Source organism: Candidatus Nitrospira neuquenensis (assembly GCF_979578155.1).
The window spans coordinates 213,545-234,237 of record NZ_CEFZDU010000011.1; the positions used below are offsets into that span (position 1 = coordinate 213,545).

Below are 20,693 nucleotides of genomic sequence, written 5' to 3' on the forward strand. Positions count from 1 at the left end.
CATGATGAAGAGCTGGGCGTTGGTGATCCTGGGCCTCCTCCTGCCCGGCTGCGCAACCGGCCTGAAGCGGGACGGCCAGTGTCTGGCCAGCCTGACGAGCGATGTGCTCGCCGAGCGCCAGGAGATCGACGTCCTCGAGACGGACTGGCGCACCGCCCTCCGCCAACGCGACGAGCAGCACCTCCGCGCCGCCGTTCACCCGCCTCGTTCTTCTCTGCGCGCGACGGTGCCGGTGTCCCGGGACGGGGACCTCCGGCCGGCGCTCTTCTTCGGCCCCTCCGGCGAGGCCGAGTCCACCCTGCGCCTCGAACGCGAGGCCTACCAGCGTCTCGCGGAAGCCAGGTCTCGGCACCGGGCGACGATGCAGTGGTACGAGCGTCTGTACGATCGGGTTCGCACGAGGCAGGAAGAGCAGGAGATCCTGTCGCAGGCGCGGGTGGTGCTGCTCACCGGTCCCGGCCTGCTGCTCTACCCCGTCCTCCACTGGAACGTCCATTCCGTCTTCTGGGACGGCCAGGACCCTGACGCCGACACCGACGAGATCACACGGTTCTGCCGACAGCGGTTGGAGACGGAGGAAGCGGAGCGGGAGCCGACGTCTGACCCCCTCCCGCCCCTGGCGTCCGGCCCGACGGGGACGACCTATTAAGACAGGCTCGGGAGCGGCCAGGGCGGGGAGGTATGTGGTGGAGGGACATCTCCCTAGGAGGATGAGGAGACGTCGTTACTTCGGGGCACAACCAAAGTAAGCTACCTCCACCGCTTCACTTAAACATAGATCGGCCCCCTCTTCAAGCAGCCCCCTGGACGCTCCAGGAGAGGGAATTCCGGCCCGAGGTCAGTGAGCGGCCGCGGCCTGCTTGGGCCAGAATTTGTGGCGAATCTGCGGCAGGGGGACATTCTCGAAATTGGGGATGTCGTACAGGCAACGGTCGATGGTCGCGACTTCCTCCTCGGTCAGCTCGAGGACGACGGTCTTCTTCCAGAACTGGTCCAGCGTGAAGTAGTCTGCGGTCTGCGGCTTCTCGGCCAGGAGGGCTTGCATCTTCTTGAACCCCTCCGTATCCGTGCCGGGAATTCGGCCATGGTTCCGGTCCACGCACCACTTCAGTACTTCGGCGATGCCGTACATCGTCAGCTCAATCTTGACTTTCTCGGCCATGACACCCTCCTGAGGTTAGCGACGGCATTGTACCGTACCGCTCATGCTGGGCGCCAGCGGGAAAACCGACGAGGGCGGCCGATTCACCGCCCGACCGGCAATTGCGAAAGCGTCGGGGGCCCTTGTATACTGGCCCCCCTGACCCCGGCAGACGCCTGCCGCTGTTCCCCCTTGGCCGTGGTCCGGGACGATGCAATCAGTGCCTGCGATCGAGACGGTGATGGTGCCCGGTCCCCCCCACGGAGCGGGCCGAGCGGCCCCGCCGCCGTGGCATCGGGCTGGCCGGCTCCTGCTGGCCCTCGCGGTCGGGCTCGCGGGGTGCGGGCAGCAGGACTCTTACCACCCGCCCGACCTGCTCTATTTGTTCGCCAGCTATAAGGTCGGCAAGAATCCGACGTCGGTGACGCCCGCCGACCTCGATCGGGACGGCATCACGGACCTGATCACGACCAACATCGGGGACAACACCCTCTCCATCCTCTTCGGGAACGGCGACGGCAGCTTCCGGGAGCAGGTGTCCATCGAGGCGGCCAAAGAACCGAGGGCCCTCGCCTTGGCCGACTACAACGGCGACGGCCTGCTGGACGCGGCCGTGGCCTGCTCCGGGAGCGACCAGGTGGCGGTCCTCTTCGGCGTCCCGGGGGGCACGTTCCGGCTGGAGCACCGGTACGCGGTCCACCGGACGCCCGTGTCGATCGCGGCCGGCGACGTCAACGGAGACGGCAGGTCCGACCTCCTCGTCGCCTTGCGGAACGACAAGCTCAAGATGCTGTTCGGCAACGGGGACGGCAGCTTTCGCGACGGGCCGCAGTACGAGTTCGGGGATACGCCCACCTCGCTCGCCACGACGGATCTGAACGGGGACGGAACACTCGACATCGCCGTGAGCAACGGGGGCCCCATGAGCAGCGCCGTCTCCATCTGGCTCGGGCGAGGGGACGGGACGTTTCGGGGGCCGACCGATTATCGTACCGGGAAGCGACCGCTCAACGTCGGCTTCGCGGACTTCAACGGGGATCGGGTGACGGACCTGCTGGTGATCAACGGCGAGCGGGACACCTTCACGGTGTTTCTCGGGAACGGCGACGGGACCTTTAAAGAAGGCAAGGAGTCGGGGGCGGACGCCGGACCGGTGTACGGCGTGGCCTGGGATTTCGACGGCGATCGCCTCACGGACGTCGCGATCGCCAACATCCAGTCCAATAACCTCTCCATCCTGTACGGCCGCGGCGACGGGACGTTCCGGTATCCCCCCATGAACTACCGGGCCAAGGGCGGCCCCTTTGCGATGGCGACCCTGCACATCCGCACCAACGAAGGGGAGGAGCCGGGCTTGGCCGTGGCCGACAACGGGAGCGGCACGGTCACGGTGTTCCTCCACCGCGGGCTCAAGGGGGCAAGCGCGCCCCTGCCCAGCGCCTCCTGAGGGGCGAATCCTCCGGCCAGTTTCTTGACAGGACTCAAGCTCTCGGCTAGAGTCGCCGATATGGACGTTGAGCCGGGCCCGCCATTCGCCCAGACGGCCGGGGGCCGGTCTGCGTGAGGACCTTCGCATGGTGGTTCGGGATCGGCTCGCTCACGACGCTGGCGGTCTTGATGATTCAGGGCGGAGTACGGGATCTCATCTACGAATCTCACCCGGCAGGGAGCACGCACGCCCTGCTCACCTTCACCATGACCATCGCCGGCGGCGGCTTGCTGGCCGGCTGTCTGGCGTTGATCATGAATCGGCTCCGCTGACCCTCCACAAAAGGCTTGACAGGAGGGGGAAATACGGAGTAGAAGCCTTTCCGGCTTCGGTCGGCGGTGCCCGCGGGCTGCGGCGGTCCGGTCGAGCCGTCGGCGAAGCCGACCCGCTTCTCACCGCCGGGGGGACCGCGTGCACTGCCTGAAATGCCAAGGCTTCATGCTCGTGGAGCGCCACTACACGCTCGTCAACCGGCGGTTGTACGCCCGCTGTCTCAACTGCGGGTTCTGGCTCGACCTTGCCGACCTCCTCAGGTTTTTTCACCGCGTGCTCGACAGCGGGTTTCGAGGCTCCAAGGTCCGTGAAACGCTCACGCTCTGACGGAGGGGCGATGGGGGGGCAGCTCGCGGCGGCGGGTGTCGGGTCGAGGGGGCTGGGGCTGCGGGCCTTGTTGGTGGCCGTGGTGCTCGGCGCTTCCGGCCTAATCATCGGGTCGTCGGCGGGGGCGGAGCCTCTGTCGGCCGCCAAGCCGCCGATCTATAAGATCCTCGGCCCACGCGCCTCGGCCCACGGCATCCTGCTCAAGGACCTCACGACCGGCCGGACGATCTATGAGTTCATGGCCGATCGACGCCTCTCTCCCGCCAGCCTCACCAAGATCATGTCGGCGTTGGTCATTCTGGAGGAGGGCCGATTGCAGGACCTCGTCACGGTCAGCCGAAGGGCGGCGGCGGCGCCGAAAATCCATCTGCGCCTCCGGGCGGGGCAGGTCTTTCGGCTGGAGGATCTCCTCAAGGCGATGCTGATCACGTCAGCGAACGACGCTTGCCTGGCCGCGGCGGAGCACATCGGCGGGTCGGAGGAAGGCTTCGTGGCGCTGATGAACCGCAAGGCCGTCGCTCTGGGGCTGCAGGACACCCACTTCAGCAACGCCTGCGGGTTCGATTCGCCGAGCCACTACTCGACGGCGGTGGACCTCGCGAGGCTCACGGAGATCGCGCTCCAGGACCCGGTGTTCAAAGCCTTCGTGCGCGAACGCTATGAGGTCATCACCGCCGTCAATGCGAACCGCTCGTTCCTGCTCCGCAACACCAACCGGCTCCTGGGCGCCATGCCCGGCGTCGAAGGAGTGAAGACGGGGTTCACGTCACAGGCGGGACGGTGCCTGGTCGCCAAGGTCTCCCAGGACGGCAAGGAGCTCCTGCTGGTCCTCCTCCACGCCAATCGGCGCTGGAACTCCGCGCAAGACCTCATCAACTACGGGCTGCGTACGCTCGAGCAGCCCGCCTACGCGATGCGGTAATCCCTCCTGCGAAGGGAAGCACTCCCCTGAAAGGCACATGGCCCGTCCGGGTCTTGGTGGGCCCGCCGCTTCGCTCGCGGAGGGGGTCTGGAGGGACAGGGCGCACGGGCGGGGAGCGGACGGAACGGCCGAATCGGAACAGCCTCGACCGTCGGCCGGGCCGGTTACTGCGGGAGCGAAAACTCGACGTTGATGTCCTTGCCGAGATAGTTGACCAGGAACCCCTGCTTCTCGTAGGTGAGCGCCGCGCCCATCACGTTCTCGTCTCCGTAGTCTTCCTTGCCCAGGAGCTTGCGGATTTCGTCCGGACTCTCGCTGTTGAGGACGTTGCGGAAAATGCCGCGGGCTTTGTAGGCGAAACGGTTGTTGATGAAGATCAGGTCCACCTTTCCGTCCATCAGGCGAACGCCGGCCATCGGGCCGGTCGGTTTCCTGGAGTCGAGGAGCAGAATGAACGTCCCTTCCTGCTCGGCCTTCACTCCGGGGATCTTCTCGTTGATCAGGATGTCCGTGGCCTTGGCCTCCGCATCACCCAGTTTGACCCCGAAGAGAGAGATGTCGGCGCTCTTGACGGCCTTGGGATCCATCACGTCCGTCTTGGTGAGCTCGTAGGGGTCGGCGTGGGCCATGGCGGCCAGGAGCACGGAGAGGGTCAGCATGGAAGCCAGGGAGCCGAGCCAGATCGTCCGCCGTCGCGCGTCCATCGATCCCTCCATGCTTGATGGCCGAGCCTCCCGCCGCACGCCGAGACGAGGCCAATCGGTGCCGGGCAAAAAAACGGCGCCATTGTAGCGGAGGGAGAGATAACTTGCAAGGCGACGATCACCGCGCCTGCGCCGGCGTGCGGTGAGACGGTACGGCCTTCCGTGCGGGCCTGGGACCGAACTGGGCCAAGACGGTGCGACAAAGGCCGAGGAACTCCCGAGCCGGGAGCCCGAGGTGTCGTCCCTCCTGGTAGATCAGGCCGACCGGATGGCGCGGGATGGGATCGTACAATTCGACCGTGCGGAGCGCGGCGCTCTGCAGGCGCCGGCGGAGATAGAACTCGGGAAGGATGGTGAGGCCCGCCCCGTGCCGCACCGCCTCCAAAATGCCGTCCGGCGCGGTCATTTCGGTCAGGACCTGCGGCTGGACGCCGACCCGGCTGCATTCGGCCTCGATCATCCGACGAAGACAGTAGTCGGCGGGCATGAGGATCAGCGGGAGATGGGCCAGCTCCCGCAGCCGCACGCGGCGCGGGAGCGCGCGGTCCCGTGTCGGCGCGACGAGCACCAGCCGCTCTTCGAAGAGCGGCGTGACGGCCAGGCGGTCCGAGCCGACGGGAAGCAGGCAGAGGCCCAGGTCCAGGCGGCCTTCCGTGACACCTCGGGCGATCTCGGCCGACGGCAGGGCCTCGATGTGGATCTGCACCAGGGGAAACCGCCGACGGAATTCGGAGACCAACGGCGGAACGAGGTAGGAATTGACGGTGGACAGGGCGCCGACCCGCAGGCGCCCCCCTCGGCCGCCGGCCAGATCACGAATCGTCTGCGCTGCCTGGTCCGCCTCCCGCAACAAACGCTCGGCATGGCGGTGGAAGACCTCGCCGGCCTGGGTCAGGATGACCCGCTTCCCCAGCCGGTCGAACAGCCGCGCCCCTAATTCCTCCTCCAGGGCTGCGATCTGGACCGAGAGGGAGGGTTGGGAGAGGTGCAGCGACTCCGCCGCCCTGGTAAAGCTCTGATGGGTGGCCACGGCGAGAAAATATCGGGCCTGGCGCAATTCCATCGGTCACCTCGTCCTATAAGTTAATCTTATCGGTTTGATGAAATCAATGTATTGGAACTATCACGCCTTCGTCCTGTACAGTCCGGCACAGAGCACTCCGAGGGGGAGTCCCTCGGGGCGAGGCCGGAAGGAAGGCGGAGTTGCAATCGTAGGAAGGAGGTGTCGATGCTCGGCAGAATGAGGGGATGGCGGTATGGCTGGGCGGTCGGGGTCGTGCTCGTCGCGGGCGGGTGCGCCGAGACGCGCATGGGCGAAAGCGGCCCGGCCCTCTACGAGCGTCTCGGCGGGAAGCCGGCTATTCAGGCCGTGGTGGAGGCCTTCGTGGCGAATGTGGCCCAGGACCGACGGATCAACGGGCGGTTCGCCAACGTGGACATCCCCAAGCTCAAGGGTAATTTGGTGGACCAGGTTTGCCAGGCCACCGGCGGGCCCTGTCAGTACAGGGGGCGGGACATGAAGACGACCCACGCGGGGATGCGCATCTCGACGAGCGACTTCGACGCGCTCGTCGAGGACCTGAGGAAGGCCATGGACCAGCTAAAAGTCCCGGCCAAGGAACAGCAGGAGTTGCTCAACCTCTTAAGCCCCATGAGGCCGGACATCGTGGAGGTGCCATAGCGGCGTTCCACGGGCGGGGTCGTCACGGCCCCGCCCGGTTTACGGGCTCCCCTGCGCCGCAAGGAGGAGGCCGGCCAGCGTTCTCAGTCGCTCGAAGTACGCGGAAGCCTCCTCGGGCACGGACGGCAGGAGCTCGTCGAGATCGGCCAGACAATCCGCCAGGATGGCGAGTCGCTGGGCATCAAGACCCTCCGGGTTGTCCAAGAAGTAGGTCGTGCAACCGCCGATCACCGTGTCGAGGGTCATCAGGTGGCCCTCGTCGGGAGAGGAAAAGACCGGCCATCCCGCGTCGCGGTGGACTTCCCAGAGCGCCACGATCGGGCTCACGACGGTATCCTCACGGCGAAGACCGACGGCCTCATGCCGGACCGAGCCAGCCGAGGGCATGGAGCAAGAGCAGGGCGAGGGCGCAAAGGCCGAGGCCGAAGAACCGATAGTCCACGTCCTCCCGACGCAGAAACCAGTCCAGGACGGTATGGCGCCAGCGGTCCGGTCCGACGGTCAGGAGCGTTCCCTTCAGCACCATGACGACGCCGCACATCAGCCAGAGCGGTTGGTACCGCAGCCCTTCGGCGTCGGCGAACAGCAGCAGCCCGAGCAGGACGTTGAGGCCCTCCCAACGAATCATCGTGGGCGAAACGGCCAGGACCTCCCGCAGGCGACCGGCCACCTGTCGGGGCGCGACGAGCAGGCAGAGCCCGTCGGCCATCCAGATACCGGCGATCGCCGCCAAGAGATAGGGCATGGCCCATTCCTCACACAGGCCCGGAGGGGCGTGAGGGCTCGTGGAAGCGCCGCGGCCCGACCGCTCGCCTAAGGATAGAGCCCCCGGGCCAGATGGGCCTGCGCGACCTTGTCGATGCCGCTCATCAAGGCGGCCATCCGCATGGAAACCCCTCGTGCCCGGGAAAATTCCAGGGTCCGTTGGAAGGCGGCGGTGATGATCTCGTGCAGGCGGTCCCGGATGTCTTTCTCGCGCCAGAAGAACCGCTGCGCGTCCTGGACCCATTCGAAATAGGAAACGATCACGCCTCCTGAGTTGGCCAGGATGTCGGGAATGACGAAGACGCCCTTGTCTTCCAGAATCTGGTCGGCTTCCAGGGTGGTCGGGCCGTTCGCGCCCTCGACGAGGACCCGGCAACGGACGGACGGCGCGGTCTTGACGGTGATCTGCTCCGAGAGGGCCGCCGGCACAAGGACGGTGCAGTCCAGGGCCAGGAGCTCTTCGTTGGTGATGAAGTCGCCCAGCTTGGTGTCCCGCAACGACCGCTCCTCCTGGCCATAGCGCCGGAGCAGCTCCGGAAGGTCCAGTCCCTTCGGGTTGTACAGCCCGCCGGAGACGTCGCTGACCGCGATGACCGTGGCCCCGGCCTCCGCCATGATGCGGGCGGTGTTCGAGCCGACGTTCCCGAACCCCTGAACCGCGACGGTGGCCCGGTCGATCCCCAGTCCCAAATGCCCGAGGGCCTCCAGCGTCACGGACACGACGCCGCGGCCCGTAGCCTCCTCCCGCCCCAGGCTCCCCCCGATGGAGAGGGGCTTGCCCGTGACCACGCCGGGAACGGCGAATCCCACCTGCTGGCTGTAGGTATCCATGATCCAGGCCATGACCTGGGCGTTGGTGCCGACGTCCGGAGCCGGTACGTCCTTGTCGGGGCCGAGCAGGGGAAAGATCTCCGCTGCATACCGCCGCGTGAGGCGCTGCAGCTCCGCGTGAGAAAGCTCCTTCGGCGAGACGCGCACGCCGCCCTTGGCCCCACCATACGGCAGCCCGGCCAGGGCGCATTTCCAGGTCATCCACATCGCCAGCGCGCCCACCTCCCCCAGGTTCACGGAGGGGTGGTAGCGGATGCCGCCCTTCGAGGGGCCGCGCGAGGAGTCGTGTTGGACCCGGTAGCCGGTGAATACCTTGACCGCGCCGTCGTCCATCCGGATCGGAATGCTGACGATCAGGGAGCGCTCCGGCATCTTGAGCCGTTCCCGCAGGTTGGGGTCCAGGCCCATCAGTTCGGCCGCCCGATCGAATTGCGCCACCGCCAGGCGGTAGGTGTCAGTCTCGAGTTCGTTCACCGATCTCTCCCCCTGCGCTGTCGGGATCGTGCGGCCGATCGACCGGACCCTACACGATCCATTCCAGCCCGAACAGGTCCGCGAACACGGCGGCCAGACGCCGCCGGACCGCCGGCAGGTCGACGTCGGCGCCGAGCTCCGCCGCCATCGAGGTGACCGCCGCCCCCTCGAGACCGCAGGGGACGATGCGGTCGAACGCCGTCAGGTCCGGGGCGACATTCAACGCGAAGCCGTGCATGGTGACGCCGCGCGCGATCCGGACGCCCACTGCGGCAATCTTGGCCGGATGCTCGCGGCGTATCCACACGCCGGGAAACCCCCAGAGGCGGAAGCCGTCCAGGCCCCAGGCACCGAGCGTGCGGATCACCGCTTCCTCGACCATCCCAACGTAGGCCTTGGGCCCGGGACAAAAGTGCCGGAGCCGCAGGATGGGGTAGCCGACGATCTGTCCCGGTCCGTGGTAGGTGACCGAGCCGCCTCGATCCACATGATACAGGGGAATTCCGCCGATTCCGGCGCTGTCGCGGTCACCGTGCCAATGGGCGGGCTGACCTCGTCGGCCGACCGTGTAGACGGGGTCATGCTCGAGCAGCAAAAGCGTATCGGGGCACCGGTCGGCCTGCCGGGCCTGGACGAGGCGCTGCTGCAGGGCCCAGGCGTGCTGGTAGTCCAATCGCGCCGATTCCCGGAGGGCCGCCCGGCGCCTTCCAGGGACGGGGGCGAGGGGGGGCGGATGGTCGAGTGCAGGCCTTGTGGTGGCAGGACCCATGGACGTTGAACGACGCCGCCTTGCTGCCCGCAGGCGCCCGGCACCGGAGGGGATGCCGTCGGCCCGCAACCGACTATAGCATAGGGCCAGCAGACGGGCAAAGAAGGGGGCGGCGGCGGAAGGTGGGCGATGAGCGCGTCAGCGGGACGCTTGTGGCGGACGGGTCCGGGGCAAGGTGATCGACAGCGGTCCGGACTTTCGGTAGACGGTGAGCTTGGCGGGGTCGTGACCTTGCAAGAACAGGTGCCAGAAGTCGGCCTGGTTGAAGATCGGGCTGTTGTCGATAGCCGTGATGACGTCGCCGTCCTGCAGTCCCGACTGCGCGGCCGGCTTCGCCGACGACACCTGGACCGCCAGGACGCCGCGGTCCACGTCGAGGTCGAAGCTCGCGGCGACGCTGGGCGTGACGGTCACGGGGATAAACCCCACGTCGGGTCTCATGACCGTCCCCCGAACCATCATCGAGGCGATGTTGGGGGAAGCGGCGTCGATCGAGATGGCGTAACTGATCGCCTGGGCGGCGGGCGCGACGGCCGCATTGATCCCGACGACCCGTCCCGACAGGTCCACCAGCGGGCCTCCGCTGTTGCCGGGGTTGATCGCGGCGTCGGTCTGGATCAGGTCGTAGAGCGTTTCGCCGTTAGGCGCCAGGATGGCCCGGTCGAGGGCGCTCACGACGCCGACCGTGACGGTGGAGCCGCCCTTGAGCGCGAAGGGATTGCCGATGGCCACGACGGTCTCACCGATCTGGAGCTCGGACGACCGGCCCAGGCGGGCCGGAACCAGGTCCTTCGCCTCGATCTTCACCAGTGCCAAGTCCAGGAGGAAGTCCCGGCCGATCACCCGGCCGGGCGTGAGCCGACCGGACGGGAGCCCGACCAGCACGTTCTTGATGCCCTCCACCAGATGGTTGTTGGTCAGGATCTGGCCGGACTCGTCAAGGATGATACCCGAGCCCGAGCCTGGAGGTGAGGGATGCTGGAAGGGGTTCGGGGGAACGCCCCGAGCGATGATGGTCACGACGGATGGCCTGACCGCGGCCACCACTTCGGACACGGAGAGGGTCTTGCTGCGGGCGGCGTCCGCGGGTGACTGCGCGAGCGCCGCGCTCCCGACGATGAGGGAGAACGCCAAGCCGGCCAGGGAGGACAGCGGCCGGCACCACCTCGAGCTCTTCACGTTCGCCTCCACCACGGCGCGAGTCGTCCTCGGGAGATGACTACGGTCGCCCGCTTCGTCAGTCGACCGGGGCGACAGTCTAGCAGAAATGCAGGGGCCCGAAAACACGGAGGGCGAGGCCGCGGGGCCTCGCCCTCCTGTTGGGTGCCGGCCGGAGTGCTTACTTGATGGCCGCGAACATCTGCTTGATCTCGGGAGACTTGAGCTTCTTGAGCGCCTTGGCCTCGATCTGCCGGATCCGTTCCCGTGTCACCGAGAGGTTTTGGCCGACCTGCTCGAGCGTCCAGGGCTCGTCCTGGCCGATGCCGAACCGCAACCGGATAACCGTCTGTTCCCGCGGGGTGAGGGTGCCCAGGATGCGATCCAACTCGCGCGTCATCTCCGTCCGGTGGACGTGCGAGTCGGGGGAAAGGGCCTGGGGATCGGCCAGCAGCTCCCCGAACAGGGTTTCGCCGTCTCCCACGGGGTTTTCCAGCGAGATCGGTTCCTGGAAGGCCTGCAGCGTCTCCTGGATCTTACTGGGCCGCTGCTTCAGCGCCTTGCCCAGCTCATCGGGAAGCGGCTCGCGGCCGAGCTGCTGTACGAGCCGCCGCGAGGTCCTCAGGATGCGGTTCGACGCTTCCGTGAGGTGCACGGGGATTCGGATGGTCCGTGACTGGTCGGCCAGCGCCCGCGTGATGCCCTGACGAATCCACCAGGTCGCGTAGGTGCTGAACTTGAATCCCTTGCGGTACTGGTACCGCTCGGTCGCCTTCATGAGGCCGATATTGCCTTCCTGCACCAAGTCGAGCAGCGTCAGGCCTCGGCCGGTGTAATGCTTGGCGATGTCCACCACCAGGCGGAGGTTGTATCGCACCAGCTCGTCCTTGGCGCGCTCGAAGCCGATCCGCGCGTCGGCGATCTGCCGCCGATACGCGGCCAGACGCTTGGCCTTGGCGGCGGCGGTCCTGCCCGCTTCACGGGCCTGGCCGAGCAGGGCGTCCACTCCGGCCAGCGCCCGGTCGAGGGCCGTGGCCGAGAATCCGCTCAGGGCGAGGAACTGGCGGAGGTCGTTGACGGTCTGCTCCAGCAGCTCGGTCTTGCGGAGGCCGGAGCCGATGCGGACGCACTCCCGCACGCTGTTGCGAATCGTGCGGGTGCCCTGGTCGACTTGCTTGGCCAGGGCGATCTCCTGCTCCCGGGTCAGCAGGGGCCGCTCACCGAAGGAGCGGAAGTATACGGATTCCAGGGCCAGGGACTGATCCTCGACCCTTGCCGCCTTCGCCTTGGGGCTGCGAACCGGTGCCTCCGATGGCTCGACGGGACCACGCTCGATCACCTCGAGCAGGTCGCTCGCTGCCGGGTCGTCAGCTTCCAGGCCGAACGCCCCTCCTTGTCCCTGCATGCCGCTGCCTATTCCCAACTCCTTCTTCATGCTGCACCTTCTTGTTCTTGCTGGTCGACCTGCCGCTTCAGCCCCCTCTTCGGGGGAGAGGGGTCCCCCTTCTTCTCAGTGCCGAGGAAGGGACAAAGGATTCACCCTCATCGGGCAGCCGGGAGGAACTCTTCACCGAGGGCGTGGGCCTGCAGAGGGGAGGGCCGGCAAACCGGACTTGGTGAAGGAAGAAAATAAGTCGGCCGAGGGGAAAATCAAGGGGCTGCGGGCGTATTCGGCGTCGTGCCCATAAGTCGTTGAATACACTGACGTTTTATTCGAAGCTGCTGAAACGGTCCAAGTCCTCTTCCTTGCCGATGACGACCAGGACGTCGCCCTTCTCCACGATGTCCTCCTGGGCAGGGGTGAAGTTGAAGACCTCGTCCTTGACCATGCGCCCCTTCACCATCCTCGTGACCTGCTTCTTGATGCCGATAACGTTCAGCCGGTACTGCTCGCCGATGCGGGCCTCCTGCAAGCGGAGACCGGCGAGCTTGTCGGGCACGGTGATCTCCTCGACACTGTAGCCGGGGGCCAGCTCCAGGTACTCCAGGACCTTCGGCGACACCAGGCGGTGCGCGAGGCGGACCGCGGCGTCCCGCTCCGGGTAGATCACCTCGTTGACGCCGAGGTTGGTCAGGATTTTCCCGTGGATGTTGGTCACTGCCTTGGCGATGATCGACTTGATCCCCATCTCCTTGAGGGTCTGGACGATCAGGATGCTGGCCTCGATGTTCTCGCCGATGCTCACGACCGCCACGTCCACGTTCTGGGTGCTGACGGCCTTCAACGCCCGCTCATCCGTGGCGTCGCACTGGACCGCGAAGGTGGCGAGGTCGCTGATCGCCTGGATCTTGCTCTCCTCGCGGTCGATGGCGAGGACCTCGCAACCCTTCTTGACGAGGGTTTCCGCCACGCTGTACCCGAACCGGCCGAGCCCGATGACGGCGAACTGTCGCTTGGTCGCCACGTGTTCTCCTCGCTCTCTGCCGTGACCGGATCAGCCCGGCCGGGGTCCCTCGGCGGGGCGATCCGCGTCGGTCAGCTTCCGGATCAAGGGCGTCAGGATATCGATGGGCACCGGGAAAATCGTCGTGGAGTTTTTCTCCGCCGCGATCTCCACCAGGGTCTGGAGATAGCGCAGTTGCAGAGCCATGGGCTGCTGGGCCATGACCTGGGCCGCATCGGCCAGCCGCTGGGCGGCCTGGAACTCGCCCTCCGCGTGGATGATCTTCGAGCGTCGTTCCCGCTCCGCTTCCGCCTGCTTGGCGATGGCCCGTTGCATCTCCTGGGGCAGGTCCACGTTCTTGACCTCGACCGCCGAGACCTTCACGCCCCAGGGCTCGGTCTGCTCGTCGATGATGCGTTGCAGCTCCGCGTTGATCTCGTCCCGCTTGGCGAGCAGGTCGTCGAGCTGGCTCTGGCCGAGCACGCTGCGCAGCGTCGTCTGGGCCATCATCGACGTCGCGTAAAGGTAGTCCTCGACCTCCACGATCGCCCGCTGCTGGTCCACGACACGGAAGTAGATCACCGCGTTCACCTTGACCGATACGTTGTCCTTGGTGATCACGTCCTGGGGCGGGACATCCATGGCCACGGTCCGAAGGCTCACGCGGACGAGCTTGTCGATGAAAGGGATGATGATGACGACACCCGGGCCGTTGCCGCCGACGATCCCGCTGGCGAGGCGGCCGAACCGGAACACGACCGCGCGCTCGTACTCCCGCAGCACGTGGAAGCCCATGGCCACGACGAGCCCGGCCAGGACCAACAGGAGCAAGGGGCTGAAGAGGAGGTTCATCGGGCCTCTCCCGGTTTGGTGGCGGGGCGCACGTAGAGTTTTAGCCCCTCGATCCGCGTCACTTCCGCCCGCTCGCCCGCCTGGAGCGGCTGTTCGCTGACCGCGTCCCACAGCTCGCCGTGGACGAGGAGTTTCCCCTGGGGCACGAGGGCCGTCTTGGCCACGCCGACCAGGCCGACCATACCCTCGCGGCCGGTCCGCGGCTGTCGGCGCATCGACCGCACGGCCATTCCGGCGACGAACAGGGAGAACGCGGTCGCCAGGGTGACGACGGGCGCGATCACGGCCCAGGAGATCTGCAGAAACGGCGCCTCCGCCTTGATGAGCATCAGCGACCCGAGCACCAGCGACACGACGCCTCCGATCGCCAGGAGTCCGTAGCTCGTGACGCTTACCTCCAGAATGAAGAGGATGATCCCCAGCAGCATCAGGAGCACCCCCGCGTAATTGACGGGGAGCGACTGCAGGGAATAGAAGGCGAGAATCAGACTGATCGCGCCGACGATCCCCGGCAGGATTGCTCCGGGGTTGTACAGCTCGGCGAGGAGCCCGATCATCCCGACGGTCATCAGGACGTAGGCGATGTTGGGATCGCTGAGGGCCTTCAGCATTTCCAACCGCCAGCCCATCGCGAACTCGACCAGCGGGGCCCCCTTGGGATGCAGCACCACCGGTCCTCCGGTCAGGGCGACGGTCCGCCCCTCCAGGTGATCGAGCAGCCGGGGGAGGTCCTCCGCCACCAGGTCGATGAGCTTGAGCGAGAGCGCCTCCTTCTCGGTGGCGGACACGCTCTTGCGCACCGCATCCTCCGCCCAGGTCGCGTTGCGCTTCCGCTGGTCCGCGATGGACTTGATGTAGGCGACCGAGTCGTTCTCGACCTTTTCCTTCATCGTCCTGTCCATCTCCCCGCCGCCCATTGCCACCGGGTGGGCCGCGCCGATGTTGGTCCCCGGCGCCATGGCCGCGACATGAGCGGCCAGGGTGATGAAGACGCCGGCGGACGCCGCCCGCCCGCCCGACGGGGCCACGTAGACGACCACGGGGACCGACGCGTTCGTGATGTCCTTGACGATCAGACGCATGGAGCTGTCCAGGCCTCCGGGGGTGTCGAGGCGGAGGACGAGGGCCTGAGCGCGCGACTCCTCGGCGAAGTGCAGGGCATCGTGCACGTACTCCGCGGTGACCGGGTTGATCACGCCCTCATAGGTGGCGAGGACGACGGCGGGGGGCGTTCCCTCGGCGGCTCGGGCCGGGCCGGTGTGGACCCCCGGCGCGGCCAGCACCCACGCGAGGAGTAGGCCGACTCCGGCTCGATGCCGGATGCGCGAGGCCATGCCGCGCCCCCCCTGCCTCATCGGGAAGACCTTGGTGGAACTGCGTGAAACGAGTTGGATCATACGGCCAGGGGGAAACCCTGTCAAGGAAGGGGGAGCCGGGGAGTCGGTTGCAATGGTCCAGGTCATGCCCCTAGAATGGCCCGCGATGAGACAACTTCGCGACGGTCAGCGCATTCATCTGGTGGACCGGAAGGGGCGCCAGTATGCCCTGACGCTCAAGGCCGGCGAGGTCTTCCAGCATAGCGGCGAAACCATCCCCCACGATGCCCTGATCGGCCTCCGGGACGGCTCTCTCGTGACGCTCTCGCGGGGCAAGCGCATGCTGGCGCTCCATCCCACCCTCGGTGAGTACGTGCTCAAGATGCCGCGCGGCGCCCAGGTGATCTATCCCAAGGACCTGGCCATGATCACCGTGTGGGCCGATGTCTACCCGGGTGCTCGGGTCTTCGAGGCGGGCACGGGGTCCGGGGCCTTGACCATGGCCCTCCTGCGTGCGGTCGGCGACCGCGGGGAGGTCGTGACCTATGAGGCGCGGGAGGACTTCGCACGGACCGCGCTCAAGAACATCGAGCGCTACCTCGGCCCGGTGCCGACCCTGACCCTCCGTCAGCGGGATGCGGCAGAGGGGATCGAGCCGGAGAGCGACGCGGGCCGTTTCGACCGCATCGTGCTGGACCTGCCGGAGCCCTGGCGGATCGTGCCCCACGCCGCGACCGCCCTGCGCTCCGGCGGGCTCTACCTCAGCTTCGTGCCCACGATCCCCCAGGTGATGCAGACCGTCGAGGCGCTGGAGCGGGAAGCCGTCTTCGCGATGATCCAGACCTTCGAAACCTTGCTGCGGACCTGGAACGTCCAGGGCCGGAGCGTCCGACCGGATCACCGGATGGTCGCGCACTCGGGGTTCATCACGGTCGCCCGCAAGGTGGAGCCCGGGCTGTGGGGGCGGGGGATGTGCGCGGAGGCACCCGTGGACACGGAGGAAGCCGCCGACGGGCCGGGGGGTGGCGAGGGAGGAGGCGAAGCGTGAAACGGCTGGACGGCAAGGTGGCCCTGGTCACCGGCGGCGGTACGGGTATCGGTGCGGCGGCCGCGAAACGCTTCGCGCGCGAGGGAGCCGCGGTGGTTTTGACCGGCCGGCGCAAGGAAGCCGTGGAGCGGGTGGCCGGCGAGATCCTCCGCGACGGGGGGCGGGCGCTGCCGGTAGCCGGGAACGTCGCCGACGAAGCCCATGTCCGGTCCGCCGTGTCCCAGGCGGTGCGGGCGTACGGAGCGGTGCACGTGCTGGTGAACAACGCCGGTATCCTCACCGCCGGCCCGATGCTGCACGAAACCGACGACGCCACCTGGGACGATCAGATGACCGTGAACGCGACCGGCGTGTTCCGGATGACCCGCGCGGTGATCCCGGAGATGCTCAAGGCCGGCGGCGGGTCGATCATCAATATCTCGTCCATCGCGGCGTTGGTGGGGATTCCAGCGATCGCCGCCTACAGCGCGAGCAAGGGGGCGCTCAACGCCCTCACCCGCTGTGTCGCGGTGGAGTATGCCAGGCAAGGGATCCGCTGCAACGCCCTGTGCGTCGGCCTCGTAGACACGCCGATGGCCGCGCCGCTCATCCAGGACCGAGACCGGCTCGCCCGGGTGATGGCGGTCTATCCGCAGGGGCGGCCGGGCACGCCGGAGGAGATCGCGGCGCTGATCGCCTACCTCGCCTCGGACGAGTCCGCGTGGATGACCGGAAGCCTCATCCCGATCGACGGCGGCATGACGGCGCAATAGCACCGGGGAGGGGGGATTCACATGACCAGGCGGGAGGGAATCGGCGGGCGGTTCCTGCTCGTGATCGTCGGCTTGGTCTGCCTGGGGCTCGCGGGCGGCTCGGCCGATGCGGTGGCGGACAACGCCGCGGACTTTGCGGGCACGGTCCTCAAGGTAGACCCGGCCTACAACAAACTGACGGTCGTGAAGGAGGGGGGCGGGACGCGCTTCACCTTCGTCGTGGACGACAAGACGCGGTTCGAGGGCGCGACGTTCAAGTCATTGAAGAAGGGCGATGCGGTCGTCGTGCGCTACGTCATGAACGGGTCCGCCTACCTGGCCCAGAGGGTGTCGAAGAAGTAGATGGAGATCAACGCGCACACGAAACTCTGCGGTCTCCTGGGCAACCCCGTCGAACATTCCCTGTCCCCGGCCATCCACAACGCGGCCTTCCAGGCGCTGGGGCTGAACTACGTCTACCTGGCGTTCCGCGTCGAGGATTTGGAGGGGGCGATCCGGGGACTGCGCGCCCTGGGCAACCTGCGCGGCTTCAGCGTGACGATCCCCCACAAGGTGGCGGTGCTGCCGCTGCTGGATGAGGTCGAGCCCACGGCGCGCCACATCGGGTCGGTGAACACGATTCTGGTCGAGGGGGGGCGGCTCATCGGCTCGAATACCGATGCCTCGGGGGCGCTTCGGGCCCTGCGGGATGCGGGGAGCCCGCTCCGGGGCCAGCGTGTGGTGGTCCTGGGGTCCGGTGGGGCGGCGCGGGCCATCGCCTTCGCCCTCGCGCTCGACGGCGGGATCGGGGGGCTCACGATCCTCGGGATCGAGGAGCCCGAGCGTCGGGCCTTGGCGGCCGACCTCCGCTCGCGCGCCGGCGTGACGGTGGAGGAGGGGCCGATCACCGAGGAGACGCTCACAAGGGCGCTGGAAGAGCACGGGGTGCTGCTGCATTGCACGCCCGTCGGCATGTACCCGAAGGTCGAGGAGAGTTGCGTCCCGGCGCGGCTCCTGCGGCCCCATCTCACGGTCATGGATATCGTCTACAACCCACTCGAAACCCGCCTGCTTCGGGAGGCGAAGGCGGCCGGCTGCAAGACGATCCGTGGGGTCGAGATGTTCCTGAACCAGGCCGTCGGCCAGTTCGAGCTCTGGACCGGCAAGCCGGCGCCCGTCGCCGTGATGCGCACCGTCCTGGAATCCCGCTTCGCATGAACATCGTCCTGATCGGCTATCGCGGCACGGGGAAGAGTTCGGTGGGGCAATTGCTCTCCGCGCGATTGGGCTGGGAGCTCGTGTCCACCGACGCGGAGGTCGTCCGCCGGGCGGGGCTCACCATCCCGGAAATCGTCAAGCAGTTCGGCTGGGAGCACTTCCGAAACCTCGAGTCAGAGGTCTGCCGAGACCTCGGCGGGAAAGACCGGCTCATCATCGACACAGGGGGCGGCGCCATCCTCAGACAGGAGAACGTGGACCGGCTGAAAGCCCATGGCCGCCTCGTCTGGCTCACGGCGGAGGTTGGCACCATCACCCAACGGATCGCCGGGGACACCCAGCGGCCTTCCCTGAGTGGCACCAAGAGTTTTACCGAGGAAGTCGAAGAGGTTCTGCGCGAGCGCCTGCCGAAATACCGGGCCGCGGCGGATCATACGGTCCCCACGGACGGCCGGTCGCCGGCCGAAGTCGCCGAGGCCATCCTGGCCCTGGCCTGACCCTGCCCTCTGTTGCAATGCCTGGGAGGTCGTGCTATCCTTTCGCCTGCAATTCATCGCTGCGGGGCCGAGTGATGGAGAGCCGAGCGGAGAGGCCCTGGTCGATGTTGCCTTGCGAGAGGAAGCTGGCCGGAAAGCGTGCGTGACCTGATGGTGCCGAGCAGTGACGCGCCTTCGCGTCCCACCTCCTTCTCCCCTTCCCTCTCCTCCAAGACAATGTCACGAGACGTGTAGGAGGTCGCCGTGGGTACGAAACTCTATGTGGGAAGCCTGCCCTATTCCACCACCGAGCAGCAGCTCAATGAGCTGTTCTCCCAGTATGGGACGGTGCAGTCCGCCAAGGTGATCACCGATCGCTACACCGGCCAGTCGCGCGGGTTCGGGTTCGTGGAGATGGCGACCGGGGAGGAAGCCCAGAAGGCTATCGCCGCTCTGAACGGGTCCTCGCTGGGCGGCCGCACACTGGTGGTGAACGAGGCCAGACCGCAGGAGAAGCGCCCCTTCGGCGGTGGTGGTGGCGGCGGCGGCGAGCGCGGCGACCGCTGGTAGCTCCCACTCCAAGCCGCTCCGCGGCATTCGGTGCAACGGCGGGGGGCGAGGCCAAGGCTTGCCCCCTTTCCGGCCGGGCTGATCGAGGGACTTGCCTCACGCCGCTGCGCTCTGTCTGCTTCCCGAGATTTCCCACCTTGACAAGTCCTTCAGCCGCGTGCTTCCAATAACGCGCGTGCGCCCGTAGCTCAGTTGGATAGAGCGTCGGGCTTCGAACCCGCAGGTCGCAGGTTCAAGTCCTGCCGGGCGCACCACGGTATTTCCAGCACTTCCGCATCCTGGCCGTGCCGGGGCGCGCCGGCCGGTTGCGCGGGGGTTGCAGATTCGCCCTCAGCCGGCACCTCGTCGAGCCGATCAACCGCCTGACGGTTGCCTCCCGGGATGAGATGCCCGTACAGGTCAACGGTGACTTGGATCGACGAGTGCCCCATCTGCTCTTTGACGTACACCGGGCTCTCGCCCTGCTGCAGGAGCAAGCTCGCGAAGGTATGGCGGAGGTCGTGAATCCGAATCTGGCGCAGGCCCGCCGCTCTCACGGCCGGATAGAACACCCGATGCCGCAGGTTGTCTGGGTCGAGCAGGCCTCCGGTTTCCCCGCAAAACACCCAGGGCGATCCCGCCTTCCCGGTCGCCGCCGCCTCCCACTGCCGCTCGGTGTAGAGGTCTTTCAACGTCCGTGTTAGTTCCTGCGAGAGGTCGACCCGCCGCACCTCGCCGCTTTTCGGCGTCGTGACGTGTCCATGGCTGTAGGACCGCTGCACGAGGAGGTACCGGCTGCGCAGGTCGAGATCTCCCCACTGCAGCGCCAGCAGCTCCCCGAGCCGCAACCCGGTCCGAACCGCGCAGAGAAAGAGCGGGTAGTACCGCGGGGCCTGGCGCTGGATGGTCCGCAGGAGGATGCGCACTTCCTCGCGCGTCAGCGGGGTCACTTTCCGCCGCTTCGAGATCCCAGGCAGGAAGCGCCCCGGCTTGAGCGCCACGTTGGTCAACACCAGCCCGTCCTCCACGGCCTGGCTCAGCAGACTCGACAGCACCCGCACCGTATTCGCCACCGTCTTCGTGGCCAGCCCCCGGGCCAGCTGCTCCGTCACGAACGCCCGGACTTTGTCGCGCGTGACCGCCTGGAGCGGGAGCGAGCCCAGCGCGGGGAGAACCCACTGACCGAGGCGTTTCGCATAATCGCGTGTCGTGTTCGGTTTTCGGACTTGGCGAATGTGCTCCAGCCAGGTCGCGGCGTACTCGGCCAACGTCCGGTTGGGGCCCTCGGCCGGAAAGGCGCTGTGCCCCAGCGCGAGCCGGGCGGCGATCTGCGTCGCGGCGACCTGAGCGGCGTGCTTGCCCGCCGCCCCCACGCCCATGCGCTTGGCCTTGCGTTTCCCCCGATGAGCGACGAACACCCACCAGGCCCCTTTCCACTCCCGCACCTGGACCCCCATGGCCTCGCTGTCCCCCCCCGTCGCCCCCCGCGCAGACCGCCGCGGTGAGCTCATCGACCAGCTGCGTCAGATCCTCGCCCCGCCGGCAGACCCGATACCGATCCAGCCACGCGTCAAAGTCCTCGCGC

At 67.3% G+C, this 20,693-nt stretch carries 24 protein-coding genes, 1 tRNA gene and 1 pseudogene; 13 read left to right on the top strand and 13 right to left on the bottom strand.

The window, feature by feature from the left end; translation table 11 throughout:
- The first annotated feature begins 1 nt into the window (after position 1).
- Entirely contained in the window at positions 2–649 is a 648-nt protein-coding gene (locus tag AC1U7O_RS06080) for a hypothetical protein (RefSeq protein WP_479893742.1), read from the top strand.
- A gap of 189 nt (positions 650–838) precedes the next feature.
- Here AC1U7O_RS06080 and AC1U7O_RS06085 read toward each other — a convergent pair whose 3' ends face one another.
- Positions 839–1,162 (bottom strand): hypothetical protein, encoded by a 324-nt coding sequence (locus tag AC1U7O_RS06085; RefSeq protein WP_479893743.1) that lies wholly within the window; start codon positions 1,160–1,162, stop codon positions 839–841.
- A gap of 199 nt (positions 1,163–1,361) precedes the next feature.
- Between AC1U7O_RS06085 and AC1U7O_RS06090 the strand changes: the two genes are divergently transcribed.
- The 4 genes from AC1U7O_RS06090 (at position 1,362) to AC1U7O_RS06105 (ending at position 4,152) form a co-directional block, all read left to right on the top strand.
- On the top strand, positions 1,362–2,588 hold the full coding sequence (locus AC1U7O_RS06090; protein WP_479893744.1) for an FG-GAP repeat domain-containing protein: 1,227 nt from the start codon (positions 1,362–1,364) through the stop codon (positions 2,586–2,588).
- Between the two features lie 113 nt (positions 2,589–2,701).
- On the top strand, positions 2,702–2,902 hold the full coding sequence (locus tag AC1U7O_RS06095) for a hypothetical protein (protein ID WP_479893745.1): 201 nt from the start codon (positions 2,702–2,704) through the stop codon (positions 2,900–2,902).
- 139 nt (positions 2,903–3,041) lie between these two features.
- Positions 3,042–3,230 (top strand): hypothetical protein, encoded by a 189-nt coding sequence (locus tag AC1U7O_RS06100; protein ID WP_479893746.1) that lies wholly within the window; start codon positions 3,042–3,044, stop codon positions 3,228–3,230.
- 10 nt (positions 3,231–3,240) lie between these two features.
- Positions 3,241–4,152, top strand: coding sequence for a D-alanyl-D-alanine carboxypeptidase family protein (locus AC1U7O_RS06105; RefSeq protein WP_479893748.1), 912 nt, complete (start codon positions 3,241–3,243; stop codon positions 4,150–4,152).
- Positions 4,153–4,316: 164 nt separating this feature from the next.
- On the opposite strand, the gene AC1U7O_RS06110 is transcribed toward AC1U7O_RS06105, so the two are convergent.
- Both AC1U7O_RS06110 and AC1U7O_RS06115 read right to left on the bottom strand, forming a co-directional pair.
- A complete protein-coding gene (locus AC1U7O_RS06110) occupies positions 4,317–4,856 on the bottom strand; it encodes a hypothetical protein (RefSeq protein WP_479893749.1) in 540 nt (179 codons plus the stop codon).
- Positions 4,857–4,974: 118 nt separating this feature from the next.
- Positions 4,975–5,919 (bottom strand): LysR substrate-binding domain-containing protein, encoded by a 945-nt coding sequence (locus AC1U7O_RS06115; protein WP_479893750.1) that lies wholly within the window; start codon positions 5,917–5,919, stop codon positions 4,975–4,977.
- Positions 5,920–6,084: 165 nt separating this feature from the next.
- On the opposite strand from AC1U7O_RS06115, the gene AC1U7O_RS06120 reads away from it, so the two are divergent.
- Positions 6,085–6,537 (top strand): group I truncated hemoglobin, encoded by a 453-nt coding sequence (locus tag AC1U7O_RS06120; RefSeq protein ID WP_479893752.1) that lies wholly within the window; start codon positions 6,085–6,087, stop codon positions 6,535–6,537.
- Between the two features lie 39 nt (positions 6,538–6,576).
- Here AC1U7O_RS06120 and AC1U7O_RS06125 read toward each other — a convergent pair whose 3' ends face one another.
- The 9 genes from AC1U7O_RS06125 to AC1U7O_RS06165 form a co-directional block, all read right to left on the bottom strand.
- The gene (locus tag AC1U7O_RS06125; RefSeq protein ID WP_479893753.1) at positions 6,577–6,864 is read right to left on the bottom strand and encodes a hypothetical protein; all 288 of its coding nucleotides are present in this window, start codon (positions 6,862–6,864) and stop codon (positions 6,577–6,579) included.
- A gap of 31 nt (positions 6,865–6,895) precedes the next feature.
- Positions 6,896–7,282 carry a DUF2065 family protein gene (locus AC1U7O_RS06130; RefSeq protein WP_479893754.1) on the bottom strand — a complete coding sequence of 129 codons (387 nt, stop codon included), beginning with the start codon at positions 7,280–7,282 and terminating at the stop codon, positions 6,896–6,898.
- A 68-nt stretch (positions 7,283–7,350) separates the two neighbouring features.
- Complete coding sequence (locus tag AC1U7O_RS06135; RefSeq protein ID WP_479893755.1) at positions 7,351–8,607, bottom strand: Glu/Leu/Phe/Val family dehydrogenase; 1,257 nt, start codon at positions 8,605–8,607, stop codon at positions 7,351–7,353.
- A 49-nt stretch (positions 8,608–8,656) separates the two neighbouring features.
- Entirely contained in the window at positions 8,657–9,376 is a 720-nt protein-coding gene (gene lipB / locus AC1U7O_RS06140; protein WP_479893756.1) for a lipoyl(octanoyl) transferase LipB, read from the bottom strand.
- Positions 9,377–9,514: 138 nt separating this feature from the next.
- The gene (locus AC1U7O_RS06145; RefSeq protein ID WP_479893757.1) at positions 9,515–10,555 is read right to left on the bottom strand and encodes a S1C family serine protease; all 1,041 of its coding nucleotides are present in this window, start codon (positions 10,553–10,555) and stop codon (positions 9,515–9,517) included.
- A gap of 160 nt (positions 10,556–10,715) precedes the next feature.
- Positions 10,716–11,969, bottom strand: coding sequence for a sigma-70 family RNA polymerase sigma factor (locus AC1U7O_RS06150; protein WP_479893758.1), 1,254 nt, complete (start codon positions 11,967–11,969; stop codon positions 10,716–10,718).
- A 274-nt stretch (positions 11,970–12,243) separates the two neighbouring features.
- Positions 12,244–12,939 (bottom strand): potassium channel family protein, encoded by a 696-nt coding sequence (locus AC1U7O_RS06155; RefSeq protein ID WP_479893759.1) that lies wholly within the window; start codon positions 12,937–12,939, stop codon positions 12,244–12,246.
- A gap of 30 nt (positions 12,940–12,969) precedes the next feature.
- Positions 12,970–13,770, bottom strand: coding sequence for a slipin family protein (locus AC1U7O_RS06160; RefSeq protein ID WP_479893760.1), 801 nt, complete (start codon positions 13,768–13,770; stop codon positions 12,970–12,972).
- Entirely contained in the window at positions 13,767–15,104 is a 1,338-nt protein-coding gene (locus AC1U7O_RS06165) for an NfeD family protein (RefSeq protein ID WP_479893761.1), read from the bottom strand. Before AC1U7O_RS06165 ends, AC1U7O_RS06160 begins: the two co-directional genes overlap by 4 nt.
- Positions 15,105–15,252: 148 nt before the next feature.
- Between AC1U7O_RS06165 and AC1U7O_RS06170 the strand changes: the two genes are divergently transcribed.
- From AC1U7O_RS06170 to AC1U7O_RS06200, 7 genes are all read left to right on the top strand, one after another.
- Positions 15,253–16,134, top strand: coding sequence for a tRNA (adenine-N1)-methyltransferase (locus AC1U7O_RS06170; protein WP_479893762.1), 882 nt, complete (start codon positions 15,253–15,255; stop codon positions 16,132–16,134).
- Positions 16,131–16,886, top strand: coding sequence for an SDR family NAD(P)-dependent oxidoreductase (locus AC1U7O_RS06175; RefSeq protein WP_479893763.1), 756 nt, complete (start codon positions 16,131–16,133; stop codon positions 16,884–16,886). Before AC1U7O_RS06170 ends, AC1U7O_RS06175 begins: the two co-directional genes overlap by 4 nt.
- Positions 16,887–16,907: 21 nt before the next feature.
- Positions 16,908–17,228 carry a DUF5666 domain-containing protein gene (locus AC1U7O_RS06180; protein ID WP_479893764.1) on the top strand — a complete coding sequence of 107 codons (321 nt, stop codon included), beginning with the start codon at positions 16,908–16,910 and terminating at the stop codon, positions 17,226–17,228.
- Positions 17,229–18,083: a shikimate dehydrogenase gene (locus AC1U7O_RS06185; protein ID WP_479893765.1), complete on the top strand. Its 855-nt coding sequence runs from the start codon at positions 17,229–17,231 to the stop codon at positions 18,081–18,083.
- Positions 18,080–18,580 carry a shikimate kinase gene (locus AC1U7O_RS06190; RefSeq protein ID WP_479893766.1) on the top strand — a complete coding sequence of 167 codons (501 nt, stop codon included), beginning with the start codon at positions 18,080–18,082 and terminating at the stop codon, positions 18,578–18,580. The genes AC1U7O_RS06185 and AC1U7O_RS06190 overlap by 4 nt, the downstream gene beginning before the upstream one ends.
- A 243-nt stretch (positions 18,581–18,823) precedes the next feature.
- A complete protein-coding gene (locus AC1U7O_RS06195; RefSeq protein WP_479893767.1) occupies positions 18,824–19,129 on the top strand; it encodes an RNA recognition motif domain-containing protein in 306 nt (101 codons plus the stop codon).
- A gap of 177 nt (positions 19,130–19,306) precedes the next feature.
- Positions 19,307–19,383 (top strand) — tRNA-Arg (locus AC1U7O_RS06200).
- Between the two features lie 141 nt (positions 19,384–19,524).
- Here the strand turns inward: AC1U7O_RS06200 and AC1U7O_RS06205 are convergent.
- Positions 19,525–20,619: pseudogene (locus tag AC1U7O_RS06205) on the bottom strand (tyrosine-type recombinase/integrase); the annotation flags it as partial.
- Between the last annotated feature and the right edge of the window lie 74 nt (positions 20,620–20,693).